The organism is Streptomyces ardesiacus (assembly GCF_003112575.1).
Lineage (GTDB): Bacteria > Actinomycetota > Actinomycetes > Streptomycetales > Streptomycetaceae > Streptomyces > Streptomyces ardesiacus.
Map to the genome: position 1 here is coordinate 1,066,902 of NZ_BEWC01000002.1, position 20,762 is coordinate 1,087,663.

At 73.0% G+C, this 20,762-nt stretch carries 17 protein-coding genes; 14 read left to right on the forward strand and 3 right to left on the reverse strand.

What is annotated here, in order from left to right; translation table 11 throughout:
- The first annotated feature begins 7 nt into the window (after window positions 1-7).
- Entirely contained in the window at window positions 8-2,215 is a 2,208-nt protein-coding gene (ligA, locus tag Sdi02f_RS11885; protein ID WP_031086233.1) for an NAD-dependent DNA ligase LigA, read from the forward strand.
- A gap of 256 nt (window positions 2,216-2,471) precedes the next feature.
- The gene (gene rmdB / locus Sdi02f_RS11890; RefSeq protein ID WP_108933216.1) at window positions 2,472-4,709 is read left to right on the forward strand and encodes a cyclic Di-GMP phosphodiesterase RmdB; all 2,238 of its coding nucleotides are present in this window, start codon (window positions 2,472-2,474) and stop codon (window positions 4,707-4,709) included.
- Between the two features lie 72 nt (window positions 4,710-4,781).
- Here the strand turns inward: rmdB and Sdi02f_RS11895 are convergent, their stop codons facing one another.
- Window positions 4,782-5,372, reverse strand: coding sequence for a TetR/AcrR family transcriptional regulator (locus Sdi02f_RS11895; protein WP_031086237.1), 591 nt, complete (start codon window positions 5,370-5,372; stop codon window positions 4,782-4,784).
- A gap of 85 nt (window positions 5,373-5,457) precedes the next feature.
- Between Sdi02f_RS11895 and Sdi02f_RS11900 the strand changes: the two genes are divergently transcribed.
- From Sdi02f_RS11900 to Sdi02f_RS11950, 11 genes are all read left to right on the forward strand, one after another.
- A complete protein-coding gene (locus Sdi02f_RS11900; protein ID WP_031185421.1) occupies window positions 5,458-5,829 on the forward strand; it encodes a DUF4267 domain-containing protein in 372 nt (123 codons plus the stop codon).
- A gap of 106 nt (window positions 5,830-5,935) precedes the next feature.
- Window positions 5,936-6,430: a cupin domain-containing protein gene (locus tag Sdi02f_RS11905; protein ID WP_030402393.1), complete on the forward strand. Its 495-nt coding sequence runs from the start codon at window positions 5,936-5,938 to the stop codon at window positions 6,428-6,430.
- 141 nt (window positions 6,431-6,571) lie between these two features.
- A complete protein-coding gene (gene gatC / locus Sdi02f_RS11910; protein ID WP_003973500.1) occupies window positions 6,572-6,868 on the forward strand; it encodes an Asp-tRNA(Asn)/Glu-tRNA(Gln) amidotransferase subunit GatC in 297 nt (98 codons plus the stop codon).
- 3 nt (window positions 6,869-6,871) lie between these two features.
- Complete coding sequence (gene gatA, locus Sdi02f_RS11915) at window positions 6,872-8,365, forward strand: Asp-tRNA(Asn)/Glu-tRNA(Gln) amidotransferase subunit GatA (RefSeq protein ID WP_030402392.1); 1,494 nt, start codon at window positions 6,872-6,874, stop codon at window positions 8,363-8,365.
- Complete coding sequence (locus Sdi02f_RS11920) at window positions 8,362-8,601, forward strand: hypothetical protein (RefSeq protein WP_030402391.1); 240 nt, start codon at window positions 8,362-8,364, stop codon at window positions 8,599-8,601. Before gatA ends, Sdi02f_RS11920 begins: the two co-directional genes overlap by 4 nt.
- A 15-nt stretch (window positions 8,602-8,616) precedes the next feature.
- Window positions 8,617-10,131: an Asp-tRNA(Asn)/Glu-tRNA(Gln) amidotransferase subunit GatB gene (gene gatB / locus Sdi02f_RS11925; RefSeq protein WP_030402390.1), complete on the forward strand. Its 1,515-nt coding sequence runs from the start codon at window positions 8,617-8,619 to the stop codon at window positions 10,129-10,131.
- 238 nt (window positions 10,132-10,369) lie between these two features.
- Complete coding sequence (locus Sdi02f_RS11930; RefSeq protein WP_108933217.1) at window positions 10,370-12,616, forward strand: MMPL family transporter; 2,247 nt, start codon at window positions 10,370-10,372, stop codon at window positions 12,614-12,616.
- A gap of 179 nt (window positions 12,617-12,795) precedes the next feature.
- Complete coding sequence (locus tag Sdi02f_RS11935) at window positions 12,796-13,413, forward strand: hypothetical protein (RefSeq protein WP_030402388.1); 618 nt, start codon at window positions 12,796-12,798, stop codon at window positions 13,411-13,413.
- Between the two features lie 219 nt (window positions 13,414-13,632).
- Window positions 13,633-13,818 (forward strand): hypothetical protein, encoded by a 186-nt coding sequence (locus Sdi02f_RS11940; protein WP_030402387.1) that lies wholly within the window; start codon window positions 13,633-13,635, stop codon window positions 13,816-13,818.
- 104 nt (window positions 13,819-13,922) lie between these two features.
- Entirely contained in the window at window positions 13,923-17,033 is a 3,111-nt protein-coding gene (locus Sdi02f_RS11945; protein WP_053662733.1) for a helix-turn-helix transcriptional regulator, read from the forward strand.
- Between the two features lie 38 nt (window positions 17,034-17,071).
- Window positions 17,072-17,263: a DUF6191 domain-containing protein gene (locus tag Sdi02f_RS11950; protein WP_030402385.1), complete on the forward strand. Its 192-nt coding sequence runs from the start codon at window positions 17,072-17,074 to the stop codon at window positions 17,261-17,263.
- An 8-nt stretch (window positions 17,264-17,271) separates the two neighbouring features.
- Here the strand turns inward: Sdi02f_RS11950 and Sdi02f_RS11955 are convergent, their stop codons facing one another.
- On the reverse strand, window positions 17,272-18,471 hold the full coding sequence (locus Sdi02f_RS11955; RefSeq protein ID WP_108933218.1) for a PQQ-dependent sugar dehydrogenase: 1,200 nt from the start codon (window positions 18,469-18,471) through the stop codon (window positions 17,272-17,274).
- A 71-nt stretch (window positions 18,472-18,542) separates the two neighbouring features.
- Window positions 18,543-19,541, reverse strand: coding sequence for an aldo/keto reductase (locus tag Sdi02f_RS11960; protein ID WP_030402383.1), 999 nt, complete (start codon window positions 19,539-19,541; stop codon window positions 18,543-18,545).
- 74 nt (window positions 19,542-19,615) lie between these two features.
- Between Sdi02f_RS11960 and Sdi02f_RS11965 the strand changes: the two genes are divergently transcribed.
- Window positions 19,616-20,560 (forward strand): 2-hydroxyacid dehydrogenase, encoded by a 945-nt coding sequence (locus Sdi02f_RS11965; protein ID WP_063788313.1) that lies wholly within the window; start codon window positions 19,616-19,618, stop codon window positions 20,558-20,560.
- Window positions 20,561-20,762: the final 202 nt, after the last annotated feature.

The window sequence follows — 20,762 nt, forward strand, 5'->3', positions numbered from 1 at the left end:
ACATACGGTGGCCGGCGACAAGCAGGGCGACAAGCAGGCGGAGACGACGAGCGTGCCCGCCGAGGCGCGGGAGCGGCACATGCGGCTCGCCGAGCAGATCGAGGAGCACCGCTTCCGGTACTACGTGAACGACGCCCCCGTCGTCAGCGACGCGGAGTTCGACCGGCTGCTGCGCACCCTGGAGGAGCTGGAGGAGCAGTATCCGGAGCTGCGCACGCCCCAGTCCCCGACCCAGAAGGTCGCCGGTTCCTACGAGACCGAGTTCACGGCCGTGCAGCACCCCACGCGGATGCTCTCCCTGGACAACACCTTCAACGACGACGAGCTGGCCGCCTGGTTCGACCGCATCGCCCGGGAGCTGGGCGAGCAGGAGTACCACTTCCTGTGCGAGCTGAAGGTCGACGGACTCGCCGTCAACCTCACCTACGAGCGCGGCCGTCTGGTGCGCGCCGCCACCCGGGGCGACGGCCGCACCGGCGAGGACATCACGCCCAACGTCCGCACCATCGCCGAGATCCCCGACCGCCTGGCGGGCGAGAAGGTCCCCGACCTGGTGGAGATCCGCGGCGAGGTCTACTTCCCGATGGACAAGTTCCAGGAACTCAACGCCCGGCTGAACGAGGCGGGGGACAAGCCCTTCGCCAACGCGCGCAACGCGGCGGCGGGTTCGCTGCGCCAGAAGGACCCGCGCGTCACCGCCTCCCGCCCGCTGCACATGGTGGTCCACGGCATCGGCGTCCTGGAGGGGTACACGGGCCTGACCCGCCTCTCCCAGGCGTACGACCTGCTGAAGACCTGGGGCCTGCCCACCTCCCCGCACAACAGGGTGGTCGACGGCCTCGACGGCGTACGGGAGTTCATCGCGTACTACGGCGACAACCGCCACTCCGTCGCGCACGAGATCGACGGTGTCGTCGTCAAGCTCGACGAGATCCGCCTCCAGGGCCGGCTCGGCTCCACGGCCCGCGCCCCCCGCTGGGCGATCGCCTACAAGTACGCGCCGGAGGAGGTCAACACCAAGCTGGTCGACATCAAGGTGGGCGTCGGCCGCACCGGCCGCGTCACGCCGTACGCGCAGGTCGAGCCCGTGACCGTGGCCGGCAGCGAGGTGGAGTTCGCCACGCTGCACAACCAGGAGGTCGTCAAGGCCAAGGGCGTGCTCATCGGGGACACCGTGGTGCTGCGCAAGGCCGGGGACGTCATCCCCGAGATCCTCGGGCCGGTCGCCGACCTCAGGGACGGCAGCGAGCGGGAGTTCGTGATGCCGGCCGAGTGCCCCGAGTGCGGCACGCCGCTGCGGGCCATGAAGGAGGGCGACATCGACCTCCGCTGCCCCAACGCCCGCGCCTGCCCGGCCCAGTTGCGCGAGCGCGTCGCCTACCTCGCCGGCCGGGAGTGCCTGGACATCGAGCACTTCGGCGGGGTCGTGGCGGCCGCGCTGACCGGGCCGCTGGAGCCGTCCGAGCCGCCGCTGGTGGACGAGGGCGACCTCTTCGACCTCACCCTCGAGAAGCTGCTGCCCATCAAGGCGTACGTCCTCGACCCCGACAGCGGGCTGCCCAAGCGCGACCCCGAGACCGGCGAGGAGAAGATCGCCACGGTCTTCGCCAACAAGGCGGGCGAGCCGAAGAAGAACACCCTCGCGCTGCTCCAGCACATCGAGGAGGCCAAGACCCGCCCGCTGGCCCGCTTCCTCAACGGCCTCTCCATCCGGTACGTGGGGCCGGTCGCCGCGCAGGCCCTCGCCCGGGAGTTCCGCTCCGTCGACCGCATCGAGCAGGCCACCGAGGAGGAGCTGGCGAGCACGGACGGGGTGGGCGGCACCATCGCCGCCGCCGTCAAGGAGTGGTTCGCCGTGGACTGGCACCGCGAGATCGTCCGCAAGTGGAAGGCGGCCGGGGTTCCGTTGGAGGACCACTCGACGGGGGAGGACGAGGGCCCGCGGCCGCTCGAGGGCCTCACCGTCGTCGTCACCGGCACCCTGGAGAAGTTCACCCGGGACGCGGCCAAGGAGGCCCTCCAGAACAGGGGCGCCAAGGTGACCGGATCCGTGTCCAAGAAGACGTCGTTCGTCGTGGTCGGTGACAACCCTGGTTCGAAATACGACAAGGCGATGCAACTGAAGGTTCCGGTTCTGAACGAGGACGGTTTCGCCGTACTGCTCGAACAGGGAGCCGAAGCGGCGGAGGGCGTCGCGCTTTCGGCTGAGGAATAGCGGTTGAAGGCCACCCGATCGGCGCATATCAGATGCATACGGGTGGCCGGGTGGCATTCGGGCAACCGTCGACGACCGGTGCCCCTGGACGCCTTACGCGGCCTACTGTTGAGGGGTGCGCCCGCCGTGCCCAGCCGCGGTCGGGGCACCCCCTGCCCCGAGCGACAGGGGAACGGGTCTCCCACGCGGAGCCGTTGAAGGTGGTCGAGGCGGGGACCGCGTGGTGTGGGCACCGCCGGCTGTGAGAGGGACGGGAATGGAACCGACCGAGAGTGCCGCCGCGGGCTCACGGCTGCGCCTGCGTCACATGGCGGGCGCGCGGCACGTGAGCCGGTGGCTCGGGCAACGCGATGGCGGCGTCCCGCACCCCGCGACGGGCCCCCGCGTGCCGCAGGCGACCGGCCACACCACCGGACACCTCCGGGTCCCGGCCGGTCCGGCCGACCCGGACGCCGAACGGCACCTGTCCTGGCCCGCGTTGCCCGCGGCGGTCGTCGCGACCGCCGCCTTCGTGCTGGGCGCCGGCTTCTACCGGGCGTTCAGCGACGGCCACGCCCTCTTCCCGTCCGGCACCGTCGGCTGGTCCCTGGCCGTGCTGGCCGGCATCGTCGTCGGCCACCTCGTCATGCTCGGCCGCGCCCGCTGGTGGGGCGGCACCGGCTCGGGCGCCGCCCTCACTCTCGCCGTCCTGCTGCTGTACGGCTGGATCCCGGCCGGCATGGTCAGCCTCACCGTCGTCGTCCTGGTCGGCATAGCCCGCCGGGGCCGCTGGCGGCAGGGCGTCCTGCACGGCGCGGTGGACCTCCTCGGCATCGCCGCGGGCGCCCTGCTCCTCCGCGTCTGCGGTTCCGTACCGTCCGTCGAGCGTCCCTGGGACCCCGACACCTGGGGGGTGTACGCGGCACCCAAGGTGGTGCTCGTCGCCGTCGCCTACCTCGCCGTCACCCGCGCCCTGCTGTGGTACCTGCAGACCCCGCGCCCCGGTCTGCCCACCGTCGCCCGCACCGCCCTGGTCAGACAGGGCCTGGTCGCCGTCGCCCTGCTCGGCATCGCCCCGCTGGTCTGCGTCGTCGCCCTCGCCAAGCCGCTGCTGCTGCCACTGTTCGCCATCCCGCTCATCGCCCTCGACTCCACGCTGTGGATCGCCCGCGCCCGCGCCGAGGAGCAGTTGCGCGACCCGCTCACCGGTCTGCCCAACCGGCAGTGGCTGCTGGAGCGCACCTGGAGCGCGCTGGACGACGCGGAGCGCATCGGCGCCCGCGCCGCCCTGATGCTGATCGACCTCGACCGTTTCCGGTCGGTCAACGACACGCTCGGTCACCTCGCCGGCGACCGGCTCCTGCTGCAGACCGCCGACCGGCTGCGCCAGGCCCTGCCGCGCGGGGCGGAGGCCGCGCGGCTCGGCGGCGACGAGTTCGCCGTGTTACTGCCCGTCGCCGACTCCACCACGTCGGCGACCCGGATCGCCCGCGGCCTCGTCGGCGCCCTCGGCTCCCCGATGGACCTGGACGGGCTCACCCTGGTGCTGGAGGCCAGCGCGGGCGTCGCCGTCTTCCCCGACCACGCGCTGGACGCCGAAGGGCTGCTGCGCCGCGCCGACGTGGCGATGTACCAGGCGAAGCGGGACCGCACCGGGGTCGAGGTCTACGAGTCCAAGCGGGACTCCAACACGCCGGACCGGCTCGGTCTCCTCGGCGACCTGCGCCGGGCGCTGGACGCCCGCGAGGTCGAGCTGCACTACCAGCCCAAGGTCCGCTTCGACGGGCAGGTCGCCGGCCTGGAGGCGCTGGTGCGCTGGGTGCACCCCGAGCGCGGCAGGGTGCCGCCGGACGAGTTCATAGCCATCGCCGAGTCCTCCGGGCTGATGCCCCACCTCACCGAGTACGTCCTGGAGACGGCGCTCGGCCAGGTCGCCCACTGGCGCTCCCAGGGCCTGTTCGTGCCGGTCGCGGTCAACGTCTCCCCGCGCGACGTGCACACCCCCGGCTTCGCGGGGTCGGTGGCCGCCCGGCTGGCCCGGCACGGGGTTCCCGCGGGAGCGCTCCAACTCGAGATCACCGAGCACGTCCTCCTGGAGGACCCCCAGCGCGCGGCCGACACCCTCAACGCGCTGACCGGGCACGGCGTCAAGATGTCCCTGGACGACTTCGGCACCGGCTACTCCTCCCTCGTCCACCTGCGCAGGCTCCCCGTCAGCGAGCTGAAGATCGACCGGTCCTTCGTGGCCCGGCTGGCCGTCGACACCGAGGACGCCGAGATCGTCCGCTGCACCGTCGACCTCGCCCACTCCCTCGGCCTGCTCGTCGTCGCGGAGGGCGTGGAGGACGACGAGACCTGGGAGCGCCTGCGCGATCTGGGCTGCGACGCCGTACAGGGCTGGCTCGTCGCGGCCGCGATGCCCCCGGAGGAGACCACGGCCTGGCTGCTCGCCCGCGGGTCCAGGGGCTGGGTACGGGCCGGCGCCGCCCTGCCGGCGGCAGCGAGCGACGAGTGACCTGAGCCCCGTCGGCGCCGGCCAGCCCTCCCGCTGCCGGCCGGGAGCGGGCCGGGGCCCGCGTCGTGGCGGTCAGCCCGCCCGGTCCCGCGGCGCGAGGCGCCCGACCAGCAGGGCCAGCCGGCTCTCGTGGGCCTCCGGGGGCAGCCGGCCGCTGCGCGTCAGCGTCACCAGCCCGTGCAGACCCGCCCAGAAGGTCTCCGTGAGCAGGGCCGGGTCGTCGTCCTCGTGGGCGACCGGCTCGACGGCCCGTCGCAGTTCGGCGAAGGCTGCCCGAAGAGGGGCCGGAGCCTCGGGCGTGGCGAACGGCAGGTCCACCAGGTGCGTGAACATCGCGTCGTAGAGCGCGGGCCGGCGCCGTCCGAAGTCCGTGTACGCCCCGCCGACCGCCGCCGGCCTCCCGTACGCGCCCCCGGCCGCGGCGGTCGCCGCCCGCAGTGCGGCCGTCAGCTCCTCGCTGCCCTCCAGCGCGACCGCCGTCATGATCGCGCCCTTGCCCCGGAAGTGGCTGTAGAGGACGGGCTGGCTGTACCCGATCTCGGCGGACAGCCGGCGCGTGGTGACCGCGTCCCAGCCCTCCGCCTCGGCCAGGTCCCGCGCGGCCGTCACGATCAGCCGCGCGCGTTCCGCCCGTTCGCGCTCCCGGCGCGTCCGCATCGTCATGGGCTGGATTCTAGCAACGCTAGCCACACTGTCGCCGCTCTGCTAGCGTCACCCTTGTCCCTAGCGCTGCTAGTAAGGAGTGGTCATGACCGTCACCGCGTACACCCTGGCCGTCGTCCTCAACCTGTTCTGCCTGTTCCTGGGGTACCGCTTCCTGTTCCGGCCCGGCCCGGCCGCCGCCGGCTACGGCGCCCCGGCCGACCCCGGCGGCGACGCCGCCGCCTACCTGACGGTCAAGGGCGTCAGGGACGGCACCCTCGGCGTGGTCGGCCTGGCGCTGCTGGCCTTCGCCGGCGCCCGCGCCGAGGCGTGGTTCATGCTCTGCGTCGCCCTGGTCCCGCTCGCCGACACGCTCATAGTGCTGCGCCACGGGGGTACCAGGGCGGTGGCCTTCGGGATCCACTTCGCCACCGCCGTCGTCGTCCTCGTCAGCGCCGGACTGCTCTTCGCCGTCTGACCACGCCCGGCCCGGCACACCGGCCCGGCACACCGGCCCGGCGGGCCCGTGCGCCACGCCCGTCCGGGTACGCTCAACCGCCGTTCCGTCCCAGGGGGTCCGAGAGATGTCGCTGTTCGTTCCGGAGTTCGACGAGTCCGTGGTCGTCCGCGAGGCCGAGGCCGAGGTCGTCGGCCGGGCGCCCGTCACCGTGCGCCTGCTGGCCGACAGCAGCTCCACCGGCGGTGCCCTGTCCACCCAGCGCGTCACCCTCACCGCGGGTGCCGACGGCGCCGCACCGCACTGGCACGACAACTCCGCCGAGATGTTCTTCCTCCTCGACGGCGCCGCCGACGTCCTCTCCGGCGACGAGGTCCTCACCGCGGGCCCGGGCGACCTCGTCGTCGTCCCGCCCGGCAAGCCGCACGCCTTCGCCGCCGTGCCCGGAGCCGACGCCGACCTGCTCATCGTCCTCACGCCGGGCGTCGAACGCTTCGAGTACTTCCGCCACCTGCGGCGCATCGCCCTCGGCGAGGCCACCCGGGAGAGCCTGCTGGAGGTCCAGGAGCTGTACGACAACCACTTCCTGAGCAGCGCCGCCTGGGACGCGCGACGCCGGTGAGCCGCTCCGGGGAAACCGTTTAACGGCCACGGCGCCCGGCCCCATAGGATTGGGCCAAACCGATTGGGTCGATTCGACGGGGACAAGCGACTTGTCCCGGCCGACGTGCCCCGACCACACACTCACCCAGAGGAACGCTGCATGCCTGGCATCACGCGCGAGGAGGTCGCCCACCTCGCCCGGCTGGCGCGTCTGGAGCTGAAGCCCGAAGAGCTCGAGCACTTCGCGGGACAGCTTGACGACATCATCGGCGCGGTCGCCCGCGTCAGCGAGGTCGCCGACCAAGACGTACCGCCGACCTCGCACCCGCTCCCGCTGACGAACGTCATGCGGCCGGACGAGGTCCGTCCGTCGCTCACGCCCGAGCAGGCGCTCTCCGGCGCCCCGGCCCAGGAGCAGCAGCGTTTCAAGGTGCCGCAGATCCTGGGGGAGGAGTAAGCCATGAGCGACATCATCAAGCTCACCGCGGCCGAGATCGCCGCGAAGATCGCCTCCGGCGAGCTGACCGCCGTCCAGGTCACCGAGGCCCACCTGGCCCGCATCGAGGCCGTCGACGAGAAGGTGCACGCCTTCCTGCACGTCGACCGCGAGGGCGCGCTGGCCCAGGCCCGCGCCGTCGACGAGAAGCGCGAGCGCGGCGAGAAGCTCGGCCCGCTGGCCGGCGTCCCCCTCGCGCTCAAGGACATCTTCACCACCGAGGGCGTTCCCACCACCGTCGGCTCCAAGATCCTCGAGGGCTGGATCCCGCCGTACGACGCGACCGTCACCCAGCGCCTCAAGGCCGCCGACGTCGTCATCCTCGGCAAGACCAACATGGACGAGTTCGCCATGGGGTCCTCCACCGAGAACAGCGCCTACGGCCCGACCGGCAACCCCTGGGACCTCACCAAGATCCCCGGCGGCTCCGGCGGCGGCTCCTCCGCGGCCCTCGCCGCCTTCCAGGCCCCGCTCGCCATCGGCACCGACACCGGCGGTTCCATCCGCCAGCCCGCGGCCGTCACCGGCACGGTCGGCGTCAAGCCGACGTACGGCGGCGTCTCCCGCTACGGCATGGTGGCCTTCTCCTCCTCCCTCGACCAGGGCGGCCCCTGCGCCCGCACGGTCCTGGACGCGGCCCTGCTGCACGAGGTCATCGCCGGGCACGACCCGTTGGACTCCACCTCGATCGACGCCCCGGTCCCCGCGGTCGTCGAGGCCGCGCGCAACGGCAGCGTGGACGGCATGCGCGTCGGCGTCGTCAAGCAGTTCCGCGGCGAGGGCTACCAGGCCGGTGTCGTGCAGCGCTTCGACGAGTCCGTCGAGCTGCTGAAGTCGCTGGGCGCCGAGATCGTCGAGCTGGACTGCCCGTCCTTCGACCTCGCGCTCTCCGCGTACTACCTGATCGCGCCGTCCGAGTGCTCCTCCAACCTCGCCCGCTTCGACGGCCTGCGCTACGGCGCGCGCGTCGGCGACGACGGCACGCACTCCGCCGAGGAGGTCACCTCCCTGACCCGCGAGGCCGGCTTCGGCCCCGAGGTCAAGCGCCGCATCATGCTCGGCACGTACGCCCTGTCGAGCGGGTACTACGACGCGTACTACGGCAGCGCCCAGAAGGTCCGCACCCTCATCAAGCAGGAGTTCGAGCGGGCCTTCGAGCAGGTCGACGTGATCGTCTCCCCGACGACCCCGACCACCGCCTTCGCGATCGGCGAGCGCGCCGACGACCCGATGGCGATGTACCTGGCCGACCTGTGCACCATCCCCACCAACCTGGCGGGCAACGCGGCCATGTCGCTGCCCTGCGGCCTCGCCCCCGAGGACAACCTGCCGGTGGGTCTGCAGATCATCGCCCCGGCCATGAAGGACGACCGGCTCTACAAGGTCGGCGCCGCCGTCGAGGCCGCCTTCGTGGAAAAGTGGGGCCACCCGCTGATCGAGGAGGCACCGTCGCTGTGAGCGCACTGTCCAAGGCCAAGGGCTTCAAGAAGTCCAAGTCCGGTCTGTACGTCTCGATGGCCACCTCGGCGTTCGGCGCCGTGGGTGTCTACAAGCAGATCAAGAAGGCGCGTGGCGAGAACGACACGCTGCGGCTGCTCGACGCCGTCGTCACCGGCGCCGCCGTCGTCACCAACCTCGCCATCCTCTACCGCGAGCTGAAGCGCCTCGGCGACGACGACGTCCTGCTGGGCTGAGAGGGAAGTTTCACCGTGACCACCACGACCGACCTGGTGTCGTACGAGGACGCACTCGCGTCGTACGACCCCGTCATGGGCCTCGAGGTCCATGTCGAACTCGGCACCCACACCAAGATGTTCTGCGGCTGTTCGACCGCGCTCGGTGCCGACCCCAACACCCAGACCTGCCCCGTCTGCCTCGGCATGCCCGGCGCGCTCCCGGTCGTCAACGCGACCGGCGTCGAGTCGGCGATCAAGATCGGTCTCGCGCTGAACTGCGAGATCGCCGAGTGGTGCCGCTTCGCCCGGAAGAACTACTTCTATCCGGACATGCCGAAGAACTTCCAGACCTCCCAGTACGACGAGCCGATCGCCTTCGACGGCTACCTCGACGTGCAGCTGGAGGACGGGGAGACCTTCCGCGTCCAGATCGAGCGCGCCCACATGGAGGAGGACACCGGCAAGTCGCTGCACGTCGGCGGTGCGACCGGCCGCATCCACGGCGCCTCGCACTCCCTCCTCGACTACAACCGCGCCGGCATCCCGCTCATCGAGATCGTCACCAAGCCGATCGAGGGAGCGGGCGAGCGCGCCCCCGAGGTCGCCCGCGCCTACGTCCGCGAGCTGCGCGAGGTCATCCGCGCCCTCGGCGTGTCCGAGGCCCGCATGGAGATGGGGCAGATGCGCTGCGACGTGAACCTGTCGCTGCGGCCCCACGGCACCGAGAAGTTCGGCACCCGCAGCGAGACCAAGAACGTCAACTCGCTGCGCTCCGTCGAGCGCGCCGCCCGCTTCGAGATCCAGCGCCACGCCGCGGTGCTGGGCGGCGGCGGCACGATCATCCAGGAGACCCGCCACTTCCACGAGGACACGGGGTCCACCACCTCGGGCCGCGTGAAGGAGGAGGCCGAGGACTACCGGTACTTCCCGGAGCCCGACCTGGTCCCCGTCGCCCCGGCCCGCGAGTGGGTCGAGGAGCTGCGGACCGGCCTGCCCGAGCTGCCGCTGGTGCGCCGCAACCGCCTCCGCGAGGAGTGGGGCGTCTCCGCCACCGACATGCAGTCCATCCTCAACGCCGGAGCCCTGGACCCGATCGTCGCCACGATCGACGCCGGAGCCGACGCGGCCTCCGCCCGCAAGTGGTGGATGGGCGAGCTGGCCCGCAGCGCCAACGAGTCGGGCAAGGCGCTCGACGAGCTGGCGATCACCCCGGTCCAGGTGGCCCGCGTCGCCGAGCTGGTGACGAAGGGCGAGCTGAACGACAAGCTGGCCCGCCAGGTCATCCTGGGCGTCCTCGCCGGCGAGGGCACGCCGGACGAGGTCGTCGACAAGCGCGGTCTCAAGGTCGTCTCCGACGAGGGCGCGCTGACCGCCGCCGTCGACGAGGCCATCGCCGGCAACCCCGGCATCGCGGACAAGATCCGCGGCGGCAAGGTGGCCGCGGCCGGCGCCCTGGTCGGGGCGGTCATGAAGGCGACCAGGGGTCAGGCGGACGCAGCCCGCGTCAAGGAGCTGATCCTGGAGAAGCTGGGCGTCACCGAAGGCTGACGCCCCGTACGCCACGGGCCCTGGGGGGACGCGCCGACACGGCGGGTTCCCCCGGGGCCCTTTTGTGAAGAAGGCCACTAAGTCCGCAAAGGATCTCGTCTGCCTGCAAGAGTGATTCCGCATTGCTCATGCGTTCTTTGCGGACTGTTCACCCCATGAACGTCTGTTCCCGGTGTTCCCGTCCTTCCGGGTGTTCCCGGTCAAAGATCGACAATCAGACACCCCTGGGAGCACGTTCGTGGCAGCCCTCGCACGCTGGTGTGTACAGCATCGCCTTGCAGCCGTCCTGCTCTGGCTGCTCGCCTTCGGCGGTGTGGCGACGGCCGCCACGGTCGCCGGCTCCGCGTACTCCAACGACTACGGCATCCCGGACACCGGCTCCGACCGCGCCTACCGGCTCCTCGAATCCCGCTTCCCCGACGTCGGCGGCGACAGCGACACGATCGTGTGGCACACCACGTCCGGCACCGTCCGCGCCGCCGACGTCGAGCAGACCATGACCCGCACCCTGGACCGCATCGCGGACCTGCCGGGCGTGGCCTCGGTCGGCAACCCGTACCAGGACCCCGACTCGCCCCTGATCAGCGAGAACGCCGACACCGCGTACGCCACCGTCACCTTCGAGGACGCCTCCCAGGACATCGACCCGGCGCAGGCGCGGGCCGTGGTCGACACCGCCGAGACGGCCCGGACCGACGGACTCCAGGTCGAACTCGGCGGCAGTGCCATAGCGCTCACCGAGTCCGGCGGCGGCCACCTCGCCGAGGCCGTCGGCGTGGCCGTGGCCGCGGTCGTCCTCTTCCTCGCCTTCGGCTCCGCCGCCGCGGCCCTGCTGCCCATCGCCACCGCGCTGGTCTCCGTCGGCACCGCCTACGCCGGAATCACCCTGCTCGGCCACGCCATGACCGTCGCCGACTTCGCGCCCATGCTGGGCACGCTCATCGGGCTCGGCGTCGGCATCGACTACGCGCTGTTCATCGTCACCCGACACCGGCGCGGACTGAAGCGGGGCCTGTCCGTGGCCGACGCCGCCGCCGAGGCCGTGGCGACCACCGGACGCGCGGTCGTCTTCGCGGGTGCCACCGTGTGCATCGCCCTGCTGGGCATGCTGATCCTCCGGCTGAGCTTCCTCAACGGCGTAGCGATCGCCGCCTCGCTGACCGTGATCCTCACCGTCGCCGCCTCCGTGACGCTGCTGCCCGCCCTGCTGTCGTACATCGGCCCGCGCGCCCTGAGCCGGCGCGAGCGGCGCCGGCTCGCCGAGCACGGGCCCGAGCCCGAGGTGCCGACCGGGTTCGCCGCCCGCTGGTCGGCCTTCGTCGAGCGCCACCCGAAGCTGCTCGGCGCGCTCGCCCTCGTCGTCATCACCGTGATCGCCCTGCCCACCCTCGGCCTGCGCCTGGGCACCTCCGACCAGGGCAACGACCCCAAGGGCACCACCACCCGCCAGGCCTACGACCTGCTCGCCGACGGCTTCGGCCCCGGCGTCAACGGCCCGCTCACCCTGATCACCGAGGTCCACGGCGCCGAGGACCGCCTCGCGCTCGACAACCTCGACGCCACGCTGCGCGCCACCGAGGGCGTCTCCTCGGTGACCCCGGTGCGGTACAACTCCGGCGGCGACGCCGCCCACCTCACCGTCGTGCCCGAGTCCGCCCCCCAGTCCCAGCAGACCAGCGCCCTGGTCGACCGGCTGCGCTCCGAGGTGCTGCCGCGTGCCGAGACCGGGACCGCCCTCGACGTGCACGTGGGCGGTGTGACGGCCGGCTACGACGACTTCGCCGACGTCATCGTCGGCAAGCTGCCGCTCTTCGTCGGCGTGGTCATCGGCCTGGGCTGCCTCCTGCTCCTGCTGGCCTTCCGGTCCGTCGGCATCCCCCTCAAGGCCGCCGCCATGAACGTCGCCGCCGTGGCCGCCGCCTTCGGCGTGGTCGTGGCGATCTTCCAATGGGGCTGGGGGAGCGAGCTGCTCGGGCTGGGCAGCGCGGGGCCGATCGAACCCTTCCTCCCCGTGATCATGGTCTCGGTGCTCTTCGGGCTCTCCATGGACTACCAGGTCTTCCTCGTCAGCCGGATGTACGAGGAGTGGCTGGAGACCGGCGACAACCGCCGCGCCGTCCGGGTCGGCCTCGCCGAGACCGGCCGCGTGATCAACTCCGCCGCCGTCATCATGATCTCGGTCTTCCTCGCCTTCGTGCTCAGCGGCGACCGGGTGATCGCCATGTTCGGCATCGCGCTCGCCGCCGCCGTCGCCCTGGACGCCTTCGTACTGCGCACCCTCCTGGTGCCGGCCCTGATGCACCTGCTGGGCCGCGCCAACTGGTGGCTGCCGCGCCGCCTGGACGCGCTCCTGCCGCGCATCAGCATCGAGCCGCCCGAGTGCCGGGCCGCCCACGAGAGGCTGGCCGCGGCGACGGACGCCGAGGTGGCGGACGTCCTCGCGGAGGAGGAACGGCAGCGGGACGTGCGTGACGTCACGGGGTGACCGGGGCGGCCCGCCGCGCCCCCACCCCGGGTGCCGGTGCCGCGCGGCCACTGGGCATGATGCGTGAGGGCGTGTGGCGCGGGAGCCTCCCTGCCGGGGCACGCGCCGACGGCACGCGCGCGTGCCGCTCACAGGGATCATTAAGGGACCTCTCAGACAGCGTCCGTACGGTGCGAGGCATGGGAACGAAGACAGTGGACGAGACCGGCGTGAAGACCGACGAGCACAAGACGGACGAGGCGACCGGGACCGCCGGGTCCACCGACCTCACCAAGACCGCCGAGACCCCTGAGGCCGAGGAGACCTCCGGGGCGGCCGAGACCTCCGAGAGCGACACGCCCGAGGGCGCCGAGGCGGCGGAGGGCGAGGACGCCGACGGCGCCGACGGCACCGGTACCGGGCCCACCGGCGTCGGCCAGGGCGCGGGCGCCGTCGTCTCCGCCGGTCTCGGCATCGTCTCCCTGACCGGGAGCTGGGTCGGCACCGTGGCCTCCGCGCGCGAGTCGCTGATGGGCCAGCTCCAGACCTCCTCGTCGTCGAACGTCGGCACGCTGATCGAGAAGGGCTACGGCAACGCCTGGCAGGCCACCGCGCTGTGGGGCGGCCTCTTCGCCCTGGTCGCGCTCGTCGTCGGCGTCGTCGTCCTGGCCCGCCCCGCGTTCGGGGCGCCCGGCCGCCCGCAGGCCCCGTGGATCAAGTCGGTCGCCTGGGCGGGCGTCGCCCTCGGCGTCATCGGCCTGCTCCTGGCCGTCCTGAAGTACACGGACGTCCTGCTGGGTCTGCCCTCCGCCGGCTGAACCGGGCACTTCTGAGGGGTCTTAGGGACCGTGCGCCCCGCGCGGCGCACGGTCCCTAAGACCCCTCACGCACGCCTAAGGCCCCTCACGCGAGTCTGAGGCCCCGCCCGGCGCCGAAGATGCGGAACTTTCCCGATGTGGCCCACCCCCCTGGGAGACGAAGGTTGAGGCATCGCAAGCGAGCGAAGCCGAAACCGAAGAGGAACCGAGGGACACGCCATGTTCGCGTACGAGGTCCAGCAGTACCGCTCCGCCGAACTGATCCGCCGCGCCGACGAGGCCCGGCTGGCCCGCGAGGTGCTCCGTGCACGCCGCGCCGCCCGCCGCAGGGCCCGGCAGGGCGCCGCCGAGGCGGAGAGCCATACGCCGCGACAGCGCCGGCCCCGGTTCGCCCGGGCCGCGTGAACGGGGGAGACGGGGAGGGAGGCCGCACGGCCTTCCTCCCCGCCGTCGTGCACGGCACCGTCCGTCTGCCGAAAACCGGTGACCCGCTGTCGGACCCGCGTGCGATGCTCGGGTCCGTGGAGACCAGGTCCGTCAGTCCCGTGTTCGTCGGCCGCACCGGCGAACTGGACACGTTGAACGACGCGCTCGCCCGCGCCGCGGGCGGTGCCGCCGCCGGGGCGTCCGCCGCCGGGGGAGAGCCGCAGGCCCTGCTGCTCGGCGGCGAGGCCGGCGTCGGCAAGACCCGCCTCGTCGAGGAGTTCGCCGCCGCAGCGCATCGGCGGGGCGCCGTCGTGGCGCTGGGCGGCTGCGTCGAGATCGGTGCCGACGGGCTGCCCTTCGCGCCGTTCTCCACCGCGCTGCGCGCCCTGCGCCGCCACCTGCCCGAAGAGCTGGCCGCGGCCGCCGCCGGGCAGGAGGAGGAACTGGCCCGGCTGCTGCCCGAACTGGCCGAGGGCGCCCCCGTCACCGGCGGCGGCCGGCACGACGAGGAGAGCATGGCCCGGCTCTTCGAGCTGACCGCCCGCCTGCTGGAGCGCGTCGCCGCCCGGCACACCGTCGTCCTCGTCCTGGAGGACCTGCACTGGGCCGACGCCTCCACCCGCCACCTGATCGCCTACCTCTTCCGCACCCTGCGCACCGGCCGCCTCGTCGTCCTCGCCACCTACCGCTCCGACGACATCCACCGCCGCCATCCGCTGCGCCCCCTGCTCGCCGAACTCGACCGGCTGCGCACCGTCCGCCGCCTCGAACTCGGCCGCTTCACCCGCGACGAGGTGGGCCGCCAGATCGCCGGGATCCTCGCCCACGAACCCGACCCGGGGCAGGTCGACGCGATCTTCGAGCGTTCCGACGGCAACGCCTTCTTCGTCGAGGAACTCGCCGTCGCCGCCCACGAGGGCAGTTGCACCGGCCTCACCGACTCCCTGCGCGACCTGCTCCTGGTCCGCGTCGAAGCCCTGCCCGAAAGCGCCCAGCGGGTCGCCCGCCTCGTCGCCGAGGGCGGTTCCACCGTCGAGTACCGGCTGCTGGCCGCCGTCGCGCAACTCGCCGAGGACGACCTCATCGAGGCGCTGCGCTCCGCGGTCAACGCCCACATCCTGCTGCCCGCGCCCGACGGCGACGGCTACCGCTTCCGCCACTCCCTGGTCCGCGAGGCCGTCGGCGACGACCTGCTCCCCGGCGAACGCTCCCGCCTCAACCGGCGCTACGCCGAAGCCCTGGACGCCGACCCCACGCTGGTCCCCGCCGCCGAGCGCGTGATGCGCCTGGCCAGCTACTGGTACCACGCCCACGACCCCGCCAAGGCGCTGCCCGCCGTCCTGGACGCCTCCGTCGAGGCCCGCCGCCGGCACGCCTACTCCGAGCAACTGCGCCTGCTGGAGCGCGCGATGGAGCTGTGGGACGCCGTCCCCGGCGACGTACGCGCCACCCTGCGCCCCGTCGACTACACCGAGGTCTACCCGCCCTGCGGCTGCGACCCGGACACCACGCCCCTGCGCTACCTGGACCTGATGGCCGAGGCGGCCGTCGCCGGACGGCGGTGCGGGGAACGCGAGCGCGCCATGAAGATCACCAAGCGGGCGCTGCGCCTGCTGGAGGACGAGCCGGGCACGAGCGCGTGCGGCCGGGACCAGCAGCGCGCCGCCTGGTTCTGGACCCAGCGCTCGCTGCTCGTCCAGGCCCAGGGCCGGGGCGACGGCTGGCGGGAGCTGGGCATCGCCCAGGAACTGGTCCGCGGACTGCCGCCCTCCCAGGTGCACGCCGAGGTGCTGGCCATGTCCGCCAACTGGTCGATGCTCCACTGCCCCGGACCCGACGCGATGACCGCGGCCGAACGGGCCGTGGAGTACGCGCGCATGGTGGGCGCCGACGAGATCGAGCTGAACGCCCGGCTCACCCTGGGCGGCCTGATGGTGGACGCGGGGCAGATCGACGCGGGACTCGCCGAGATGTTCCAGGTCAGGGACCTGGTCGTGGCACGGAACCGGTCCGCCGTGGTGGCCCGCAGCCATGTCAACCTGCCCTCCGTCCTGGAGAGCGTCGGCCGCTCGCGGGACGCGCTCGGCATCCTGCGCGAGGGCGTCGACCTCACCCGGCGGATGGGCCTGCTGGAGTCCGAGGCCTGGGTGTGGGGCAATCTCGCCGAGTCGCTCATCTCCCTGGGGCGCTGGGACGAGGCCCTCGAAGCGGCGGACCGGGCCGGGGCGCCCGGCCGCGGCCCCGCACCCCGCGGCGGCGCCGCCCTCAAGCGCGCGACCGTCGCCCTCGCCCGCGGCGAGTCGGCCGAGGCGGCCCGGCAGCTCGCCGAGGCCCGCGCCGCCTACGGCACCCATGACCCCGTGCCGCAGTACCGGCTGCCGCTGGCCACCCTCACCGTCGGCGTCGCCGCGGCCGAGGGCCGTCTCGCGGACGCCCGTGCCGAACTCGCCCGCGTCCTGGACGAGGGCTTCCCGCCCGGCACCCAGCGCTACGGCTGGCCCCTGCTGCTGTCCGCCGCCGAGGCGGAGGCCGACGCGCGCACCCTGCCGGCCGCGGACCAGGGCCGCGCCGAGGCGGTCGAACGCCTGGCCGATGCCGCGAAGCGCCTGACGACGGGTGCCCCGGTCTGGGCCGCCCACGAGCACTGGGTCCGCGCCGAACTCCACCGCGCGCGGGACCGCGACACCCCGCAGCTCTGGTCGGAGGCCGTCACCGCCTTCGAACGCGTGGAGCGCCCCTACGAACTCGCCCGCGTCCGGCACCGGCTGGCCGCCGCCCTCCTGGCGACCGGCGGCGAGGACGAGCGGGCCCGCGCCACGGAACTGCTGCGCCTGGCCCGTACCGTCGCCGACCACCTCGGCGCCCGCCCGCTGTCCGACGCCGTGAACCTGCTCGGACGGCGCGCCCGCCTCACCCTGGGCCGCGCCGTCCCCGAACCGGCCGCCGCGCCCGCGGACCCCGCCGAGGCCCTGGGCCTCACCGGCCGGGAGCGCGACGTCCTGCGGCTGGTCTCCGAGGGGCGCACCAACCGCCAGATAGCCGAGGAGCTCTTCATCTCGCCCAAGACGGCCAGCGTCCACGTCTCCAACATCCTCGCCAAGCTCGGCGTCTCCGGCCGCGGCGAGGCGGCGGCCCTGGCCCACCGGCTGGCGCTGTTCCCCGCCGAACGGCTCGGGGCCGGTCCGGCGGAGTGAGGCTTACGCTGAAAGGAACGCCGACGGACGGAGACACCGTGTTCAACGCCTTCGAGGAACTGTTCTCCCCCGGTCGCAAGCACACCCACGACGAGCAGAACCGCCTGGAACTGACCCGCGAGGACGTCGGCGACGGCGACCCCGGGCGCGGCCCGATAGACCTCGGTTCGGGCAAGGTCGTCGTCCTGCGCCCGCGCGCCGACGAGGCGGCGGACCCGGAGGAGGAGTAGCCGGCGGGCTACTTCACCGCCAGCTCCAGGATCCGGTCGTCGCCGCCCTTCGGATTGCCGCGGCCGTCCGTGTTGCTGGTGACCAGCCACAGCTTGTCGCCGCCCGCCGGGGCCACCGTGCGCAGCCGCCCGTACTCGCCCTTCAGGAAGGTCTGCGGGGCGGCCGAGACCCGCGTCCCGTCCAGCGGGATGCGCCACAGCCGTTCACCGCGCAGCCCCGCCATCCACACGCAGCCCTCGGCGTAGGCGATGCCGCTGGGGGAGGCATCGTCGGTGTGCCACTCGGCGATCGGGTCCTGGAAGCCCGGACCGCCGCCCTTGCCCTCCGCGTCGGGCCAGCCGTAGTTGGCTCCCGGCTTGATCACGTTCAGCTCGTCCCAGGTGTCCTGGCCGAACTCCGAGGCGAACAGCCGCTGCTTGCCGTCCCAGGCCAGCCCCTGCACGTTCCGGTGGCCGTACGAGTACACGGGGGAGTCGGGGAAGGGGTTGCCGGGCGCGGGCTCGCCGTCCGGGGTCATCCGCAGGATCTTGCCGCCGAGGGACTTCTTGTCCTGCGACAGCCCCGTGTCGCCGCTCTCGCCCGTGCCCGCGTAGAGCATCTTGTCGGGGCCGAACGCGATCCGCCCGCCGTTGTGGATCACGCCCTTGGGGATGCCCCGGAAGATCGTGTCCGGCGCGCCCAGCTGCCGTCCCGCGGGCTTCTTCTCGTCGTACAGCATGCGCACGATGCGGTTGTCGGAGGCGGAGGTGTAGTAGGCGTAGATCATGTGGTCGGAGGCGTAGCGGGGGGAGAGCGCGATGCCGAGGAGGCCGCCCTCGCCGGACGCGGAGACCCCGGGCACCTCGCCCAGCTCCGTCTTCTCGCCCGTCTTCGTGTCGACGCGGGTGACGGTGGCCTTGTCGCGGGAGGAGACCAGCAGGTCGCCGCCGGGCAGCGGGGCCAGGCCCCAGGGGCTGTTCAGTCCCGTGGCGACCGTGCGGAGCACCTTCACCGAGCCCTTCGCGGGCGGTGCCTCCCGCGCGGGCGATCCGGCCGGCGAGGACTGCGCCGTGGTACCGGCCGGTGAGGAGGCGCCGGCGTCCGCCCCGGACGGATCCCCGCCGGAGGAGCAGCCGGCCGTCAGCAGGAAAACGGCGGCCAGTACGGCCGGCACGGCTCGACGTCGCACGATCTTGGTCCCTTCCACGCGGCGGGTTCTCCCTGTCATACACCGCAGGGGCTCCCCAAGTTCCCGATCGCCGAATCCCGAACCCCGCGGCGGCCGGGCCGCCGCACGCCTCACTCCCAGGACCCCTGGGCCGGCGGCAGTCCCCGCAGCTCCGCCAGGTCCCGCTCGGTCAGCCGCAGCCGCGCCGCGCCCGCGTTCTGCGTCACCCAGCGTTCCCGCTTGGTGCCCGGCACCGGCACCACGTGCCGCCCCTGCGCCAGCACCCAGGCCAGCGCCACCTGCGCGGCGGTCACCCCGTCGCCGTGCCGGGCCGCGATCCGGCGCAGCGTGGCCACGATCGGCTGGTTGGCCGCCATCATCTCGGCGGTGAAGCGGGGGTGGCGGGCCCGCAGGTCCTCCGGTTCGAAGCCCTGGCCGGGCGTCAGCGTGCCGGTCAGGTAGCCGTTGCCCAGCGGCATCGCGGCCAGGAATCCGACACCGCGCGAGGCGCACCACGGCAGCAGGGTCCGCAGCGCCTCCGGCGACCACACCGACAGCTCGGCCTCGACCGCGCTCACCGGGAAGACCTGCTGCACCCGCTCCAGCTGGCGGACCGTCGCGTCGTGCAGCCGCGCCCCCGGCCGCCGGGCCGAGCGCGCCCCGACCGCGCACAGGCCGAGCGCCCGCACCTTCCCGGCCCGCACCAGCTCCGCCATCGCGCCCCAGGTCTCCTCGACGGGTATCTCGGGGTCGGCGCGGTGCAGTTGGTAGAGGTCGATGACGTCCGTCTGGAGCCGGCGCAGGGACGCGTCGCAGGCCCGCTTCACATAGCCCGGGCGGCCGTTGGCCACGATGTGCTGCTCGCCCACCAGCAGACCGACCTTGGTCGACACGAAGGCCTCGGAGCGCCGCTCCTTCAGCACCCGCCCCAGCAGCAGCTCGTTGGTGAACGGGCCGTACATGTCCGCCGTGTCCAGCAGGGAGACGCCGAGGTCGAGGGCCCGGTGCACGGCCCTGAGCGACTCGTCGCCCCGCTGCCGCGAGGCGCTGTACGCCCAGTTCATCGGCATGCACCCCAGTCCGACGGCCCCCACCGCGAGTGCCGTCGCGCCGATCGTCCTGCGCTCCACCGGTCGTGACCCTCCCTCGTCAGGCCACCCAACCTAACCTCTGCCCCTTCGCCCTCTGACATAGCCTCCTGACCATGACTGCTGACGTGTGGCTGCCCATCCCCCCGGACACGATCGAGGGCCTGCCCGAGGGCCCCGCCTACCGCCACTGGGACGGTGAGGAGACCTATCCCGCCGACCCGGCCGACTGCGCCTTCTACGTCGTCCCTTACATGAAGCCCAGCGGGATCGGCGTACGCCCGCTGCCCGAGATGCGCTCCGTCCAGGTCGTCCAGACCCTCTCCGCCGGCATCGACCACGTCGAACCCGGCCTGCGGCACCTGCCCGCGGGCGTACGGCTGTGCAACGCGCGCGGCGTGCACGAGGCCAGCACCGCGGAGCTGACCCTGGCCCTCATCCTGGCCTCGCTGCGCGGCATCCCGGACTTCGTGCGGGCGCAGGACCGCGGCGAGTGGCTCGGCGGGGGGTTCCGGCCCGCGCTGGCGGACCGCACGGTGCTGATCGTCGGGTACGGATCGATCGGCGCCGCGATCGAGGACCGGCTCGTGCCGTTCGAGGTCGCGCCGGTCGTGCGCGTCGCGCGCTCCGCCCGCACCACGGAGCGCGGCCCCGTGCACCCGCTCACCGAACTCCCCGCCCTGCTCCCGCGGGCCGACGTCGTCGTCCTGGCCACGCCGCTCACCGAGGCCACCCGTGGCCTGGCCGACGCCGAGTTCCTGGCCCGCATGAAGGACGGCGCCCTGCTCGTCAACGTGGCCCGCGGGCCGGTCGTGGACACGAAGGCGTTGCTCGCCGAACTGGAGAGCGGACGCCTGACCGCGGCCCTCGACGTGACCGACCCCGAACCGCTGCCGCCGGGCCACCCGCTCTGGCATGCTCCCGGCATAGTCGTCAGCCCCCACGCAGGCGGTCCGACCTCCGCCTTCCTGCCCCGTGCCGAGCGGCTGCTGGTGGACCAGTTGAACCGCTTCGTGAACCGGGAGCCCCTGCGCAACGTGATCCTGACGACGGGCGCGTAGTCCGCTTCGGGCACCCTCCGCAATGTCCCGGATGCGGCGGGTGCGCGCATATCCGCTGGTCGTCACGGAGAGTAGAGAACCTATGTCCCTGAGTGACGAGACTGGTGTATCGTCCGACAGGGGATGCGCCGCGCACCGTCACGGCGCCGGGGATGGACATCTCAGACTGTGAGGGGGGCGACGGGCGATGCACGGCCTGTGG

What these genes read in the sequence shown, in the direction of transcription:
- rmdB (WP_108933216.1), top strand. Translation starts at nt 2,472, where the DNA reads ATGGAACCGACCGAGAGTGCCGCCGCGGGCTCACGGCTGCGCCTGCGT.
- Sdi02f_RS11895 (WP_031086237.1), bottom strand. Translation starts at nt 5,372, where the DNA reads ATGACGATGCGGACGCGCCGGGAGCGCGAACGGGCGGAACGCGCGCGG.
- Sdi02f_RS11900 (WP_031185421.1), top strand. Translation starts at nt 5,458, where the DNA reads ATGACCGTCACCGCGTACACCCTGGCCGTCGTCCTCAACCTGTTCTGC.
- Sdi02f_RS11905 (WP_030402393.1), top strand. Translation starts at nt 5,936, where the DNA reads ATGTCGCTGTTCGTTCCGGAGTTCGACGAGTCCGTGGTCGTCCGCGAG.
- gatC (WP_003973500.1), top strand. Translation starts at nt 6,572, where the DNA reads ATGCCTGGCATCACGCGCGAGGAGGTCGCCCACCTCGCCCGGCTGGCG.
- gatA (WP_030402392.1), top strand. Translation starts at nt 6,872, where the DNA reads ATGAGCGACATCATCAAGCTCACCGCGGCCGAGATCGCCGCGAAGATC.
- Sdi02f_RS11935 (WP_030402388.1), top strand. Translation starts at nt 12,796, where the DNA reads ATGGGAACGAAGACAGTGGACGAGACCGGCGTGAAGACCGACGAGCAC.
- Sdi02f_RS11940 (WP_030402387.1), top strand. Translation starts at nt 13,633, where the DNA reads ATGTTCGCGTACGAGGTCCAGCAGTACCGCTCCGCCGAACTGATCCGC.
- Sdi02f_RS11945 (WP_053662733.1), top strand. Translation starts at nt 13,923, where the DNA reads ATGCTCGGGTCCGTGGAGACCAGGTCCGTCAGTCCCGTGTTCGTCGGC.
- Sdi02f_RS11955 (WP_108933218.1), bottom strand. Translation starts at nt 18,471, where the DNA reads ATGACAGGGAGAACCCGCCGCGTGGAAGGGACCAAGATCGTGCGACGT.
- Sdi02f_RS11965 (WP_063788313.1), top strand. Translation starts at nt 19,616, where the DNA reads ATGACTGCTGACGTGTGGCTGCCCATCCCCCCGGACACGATCGAGGGC.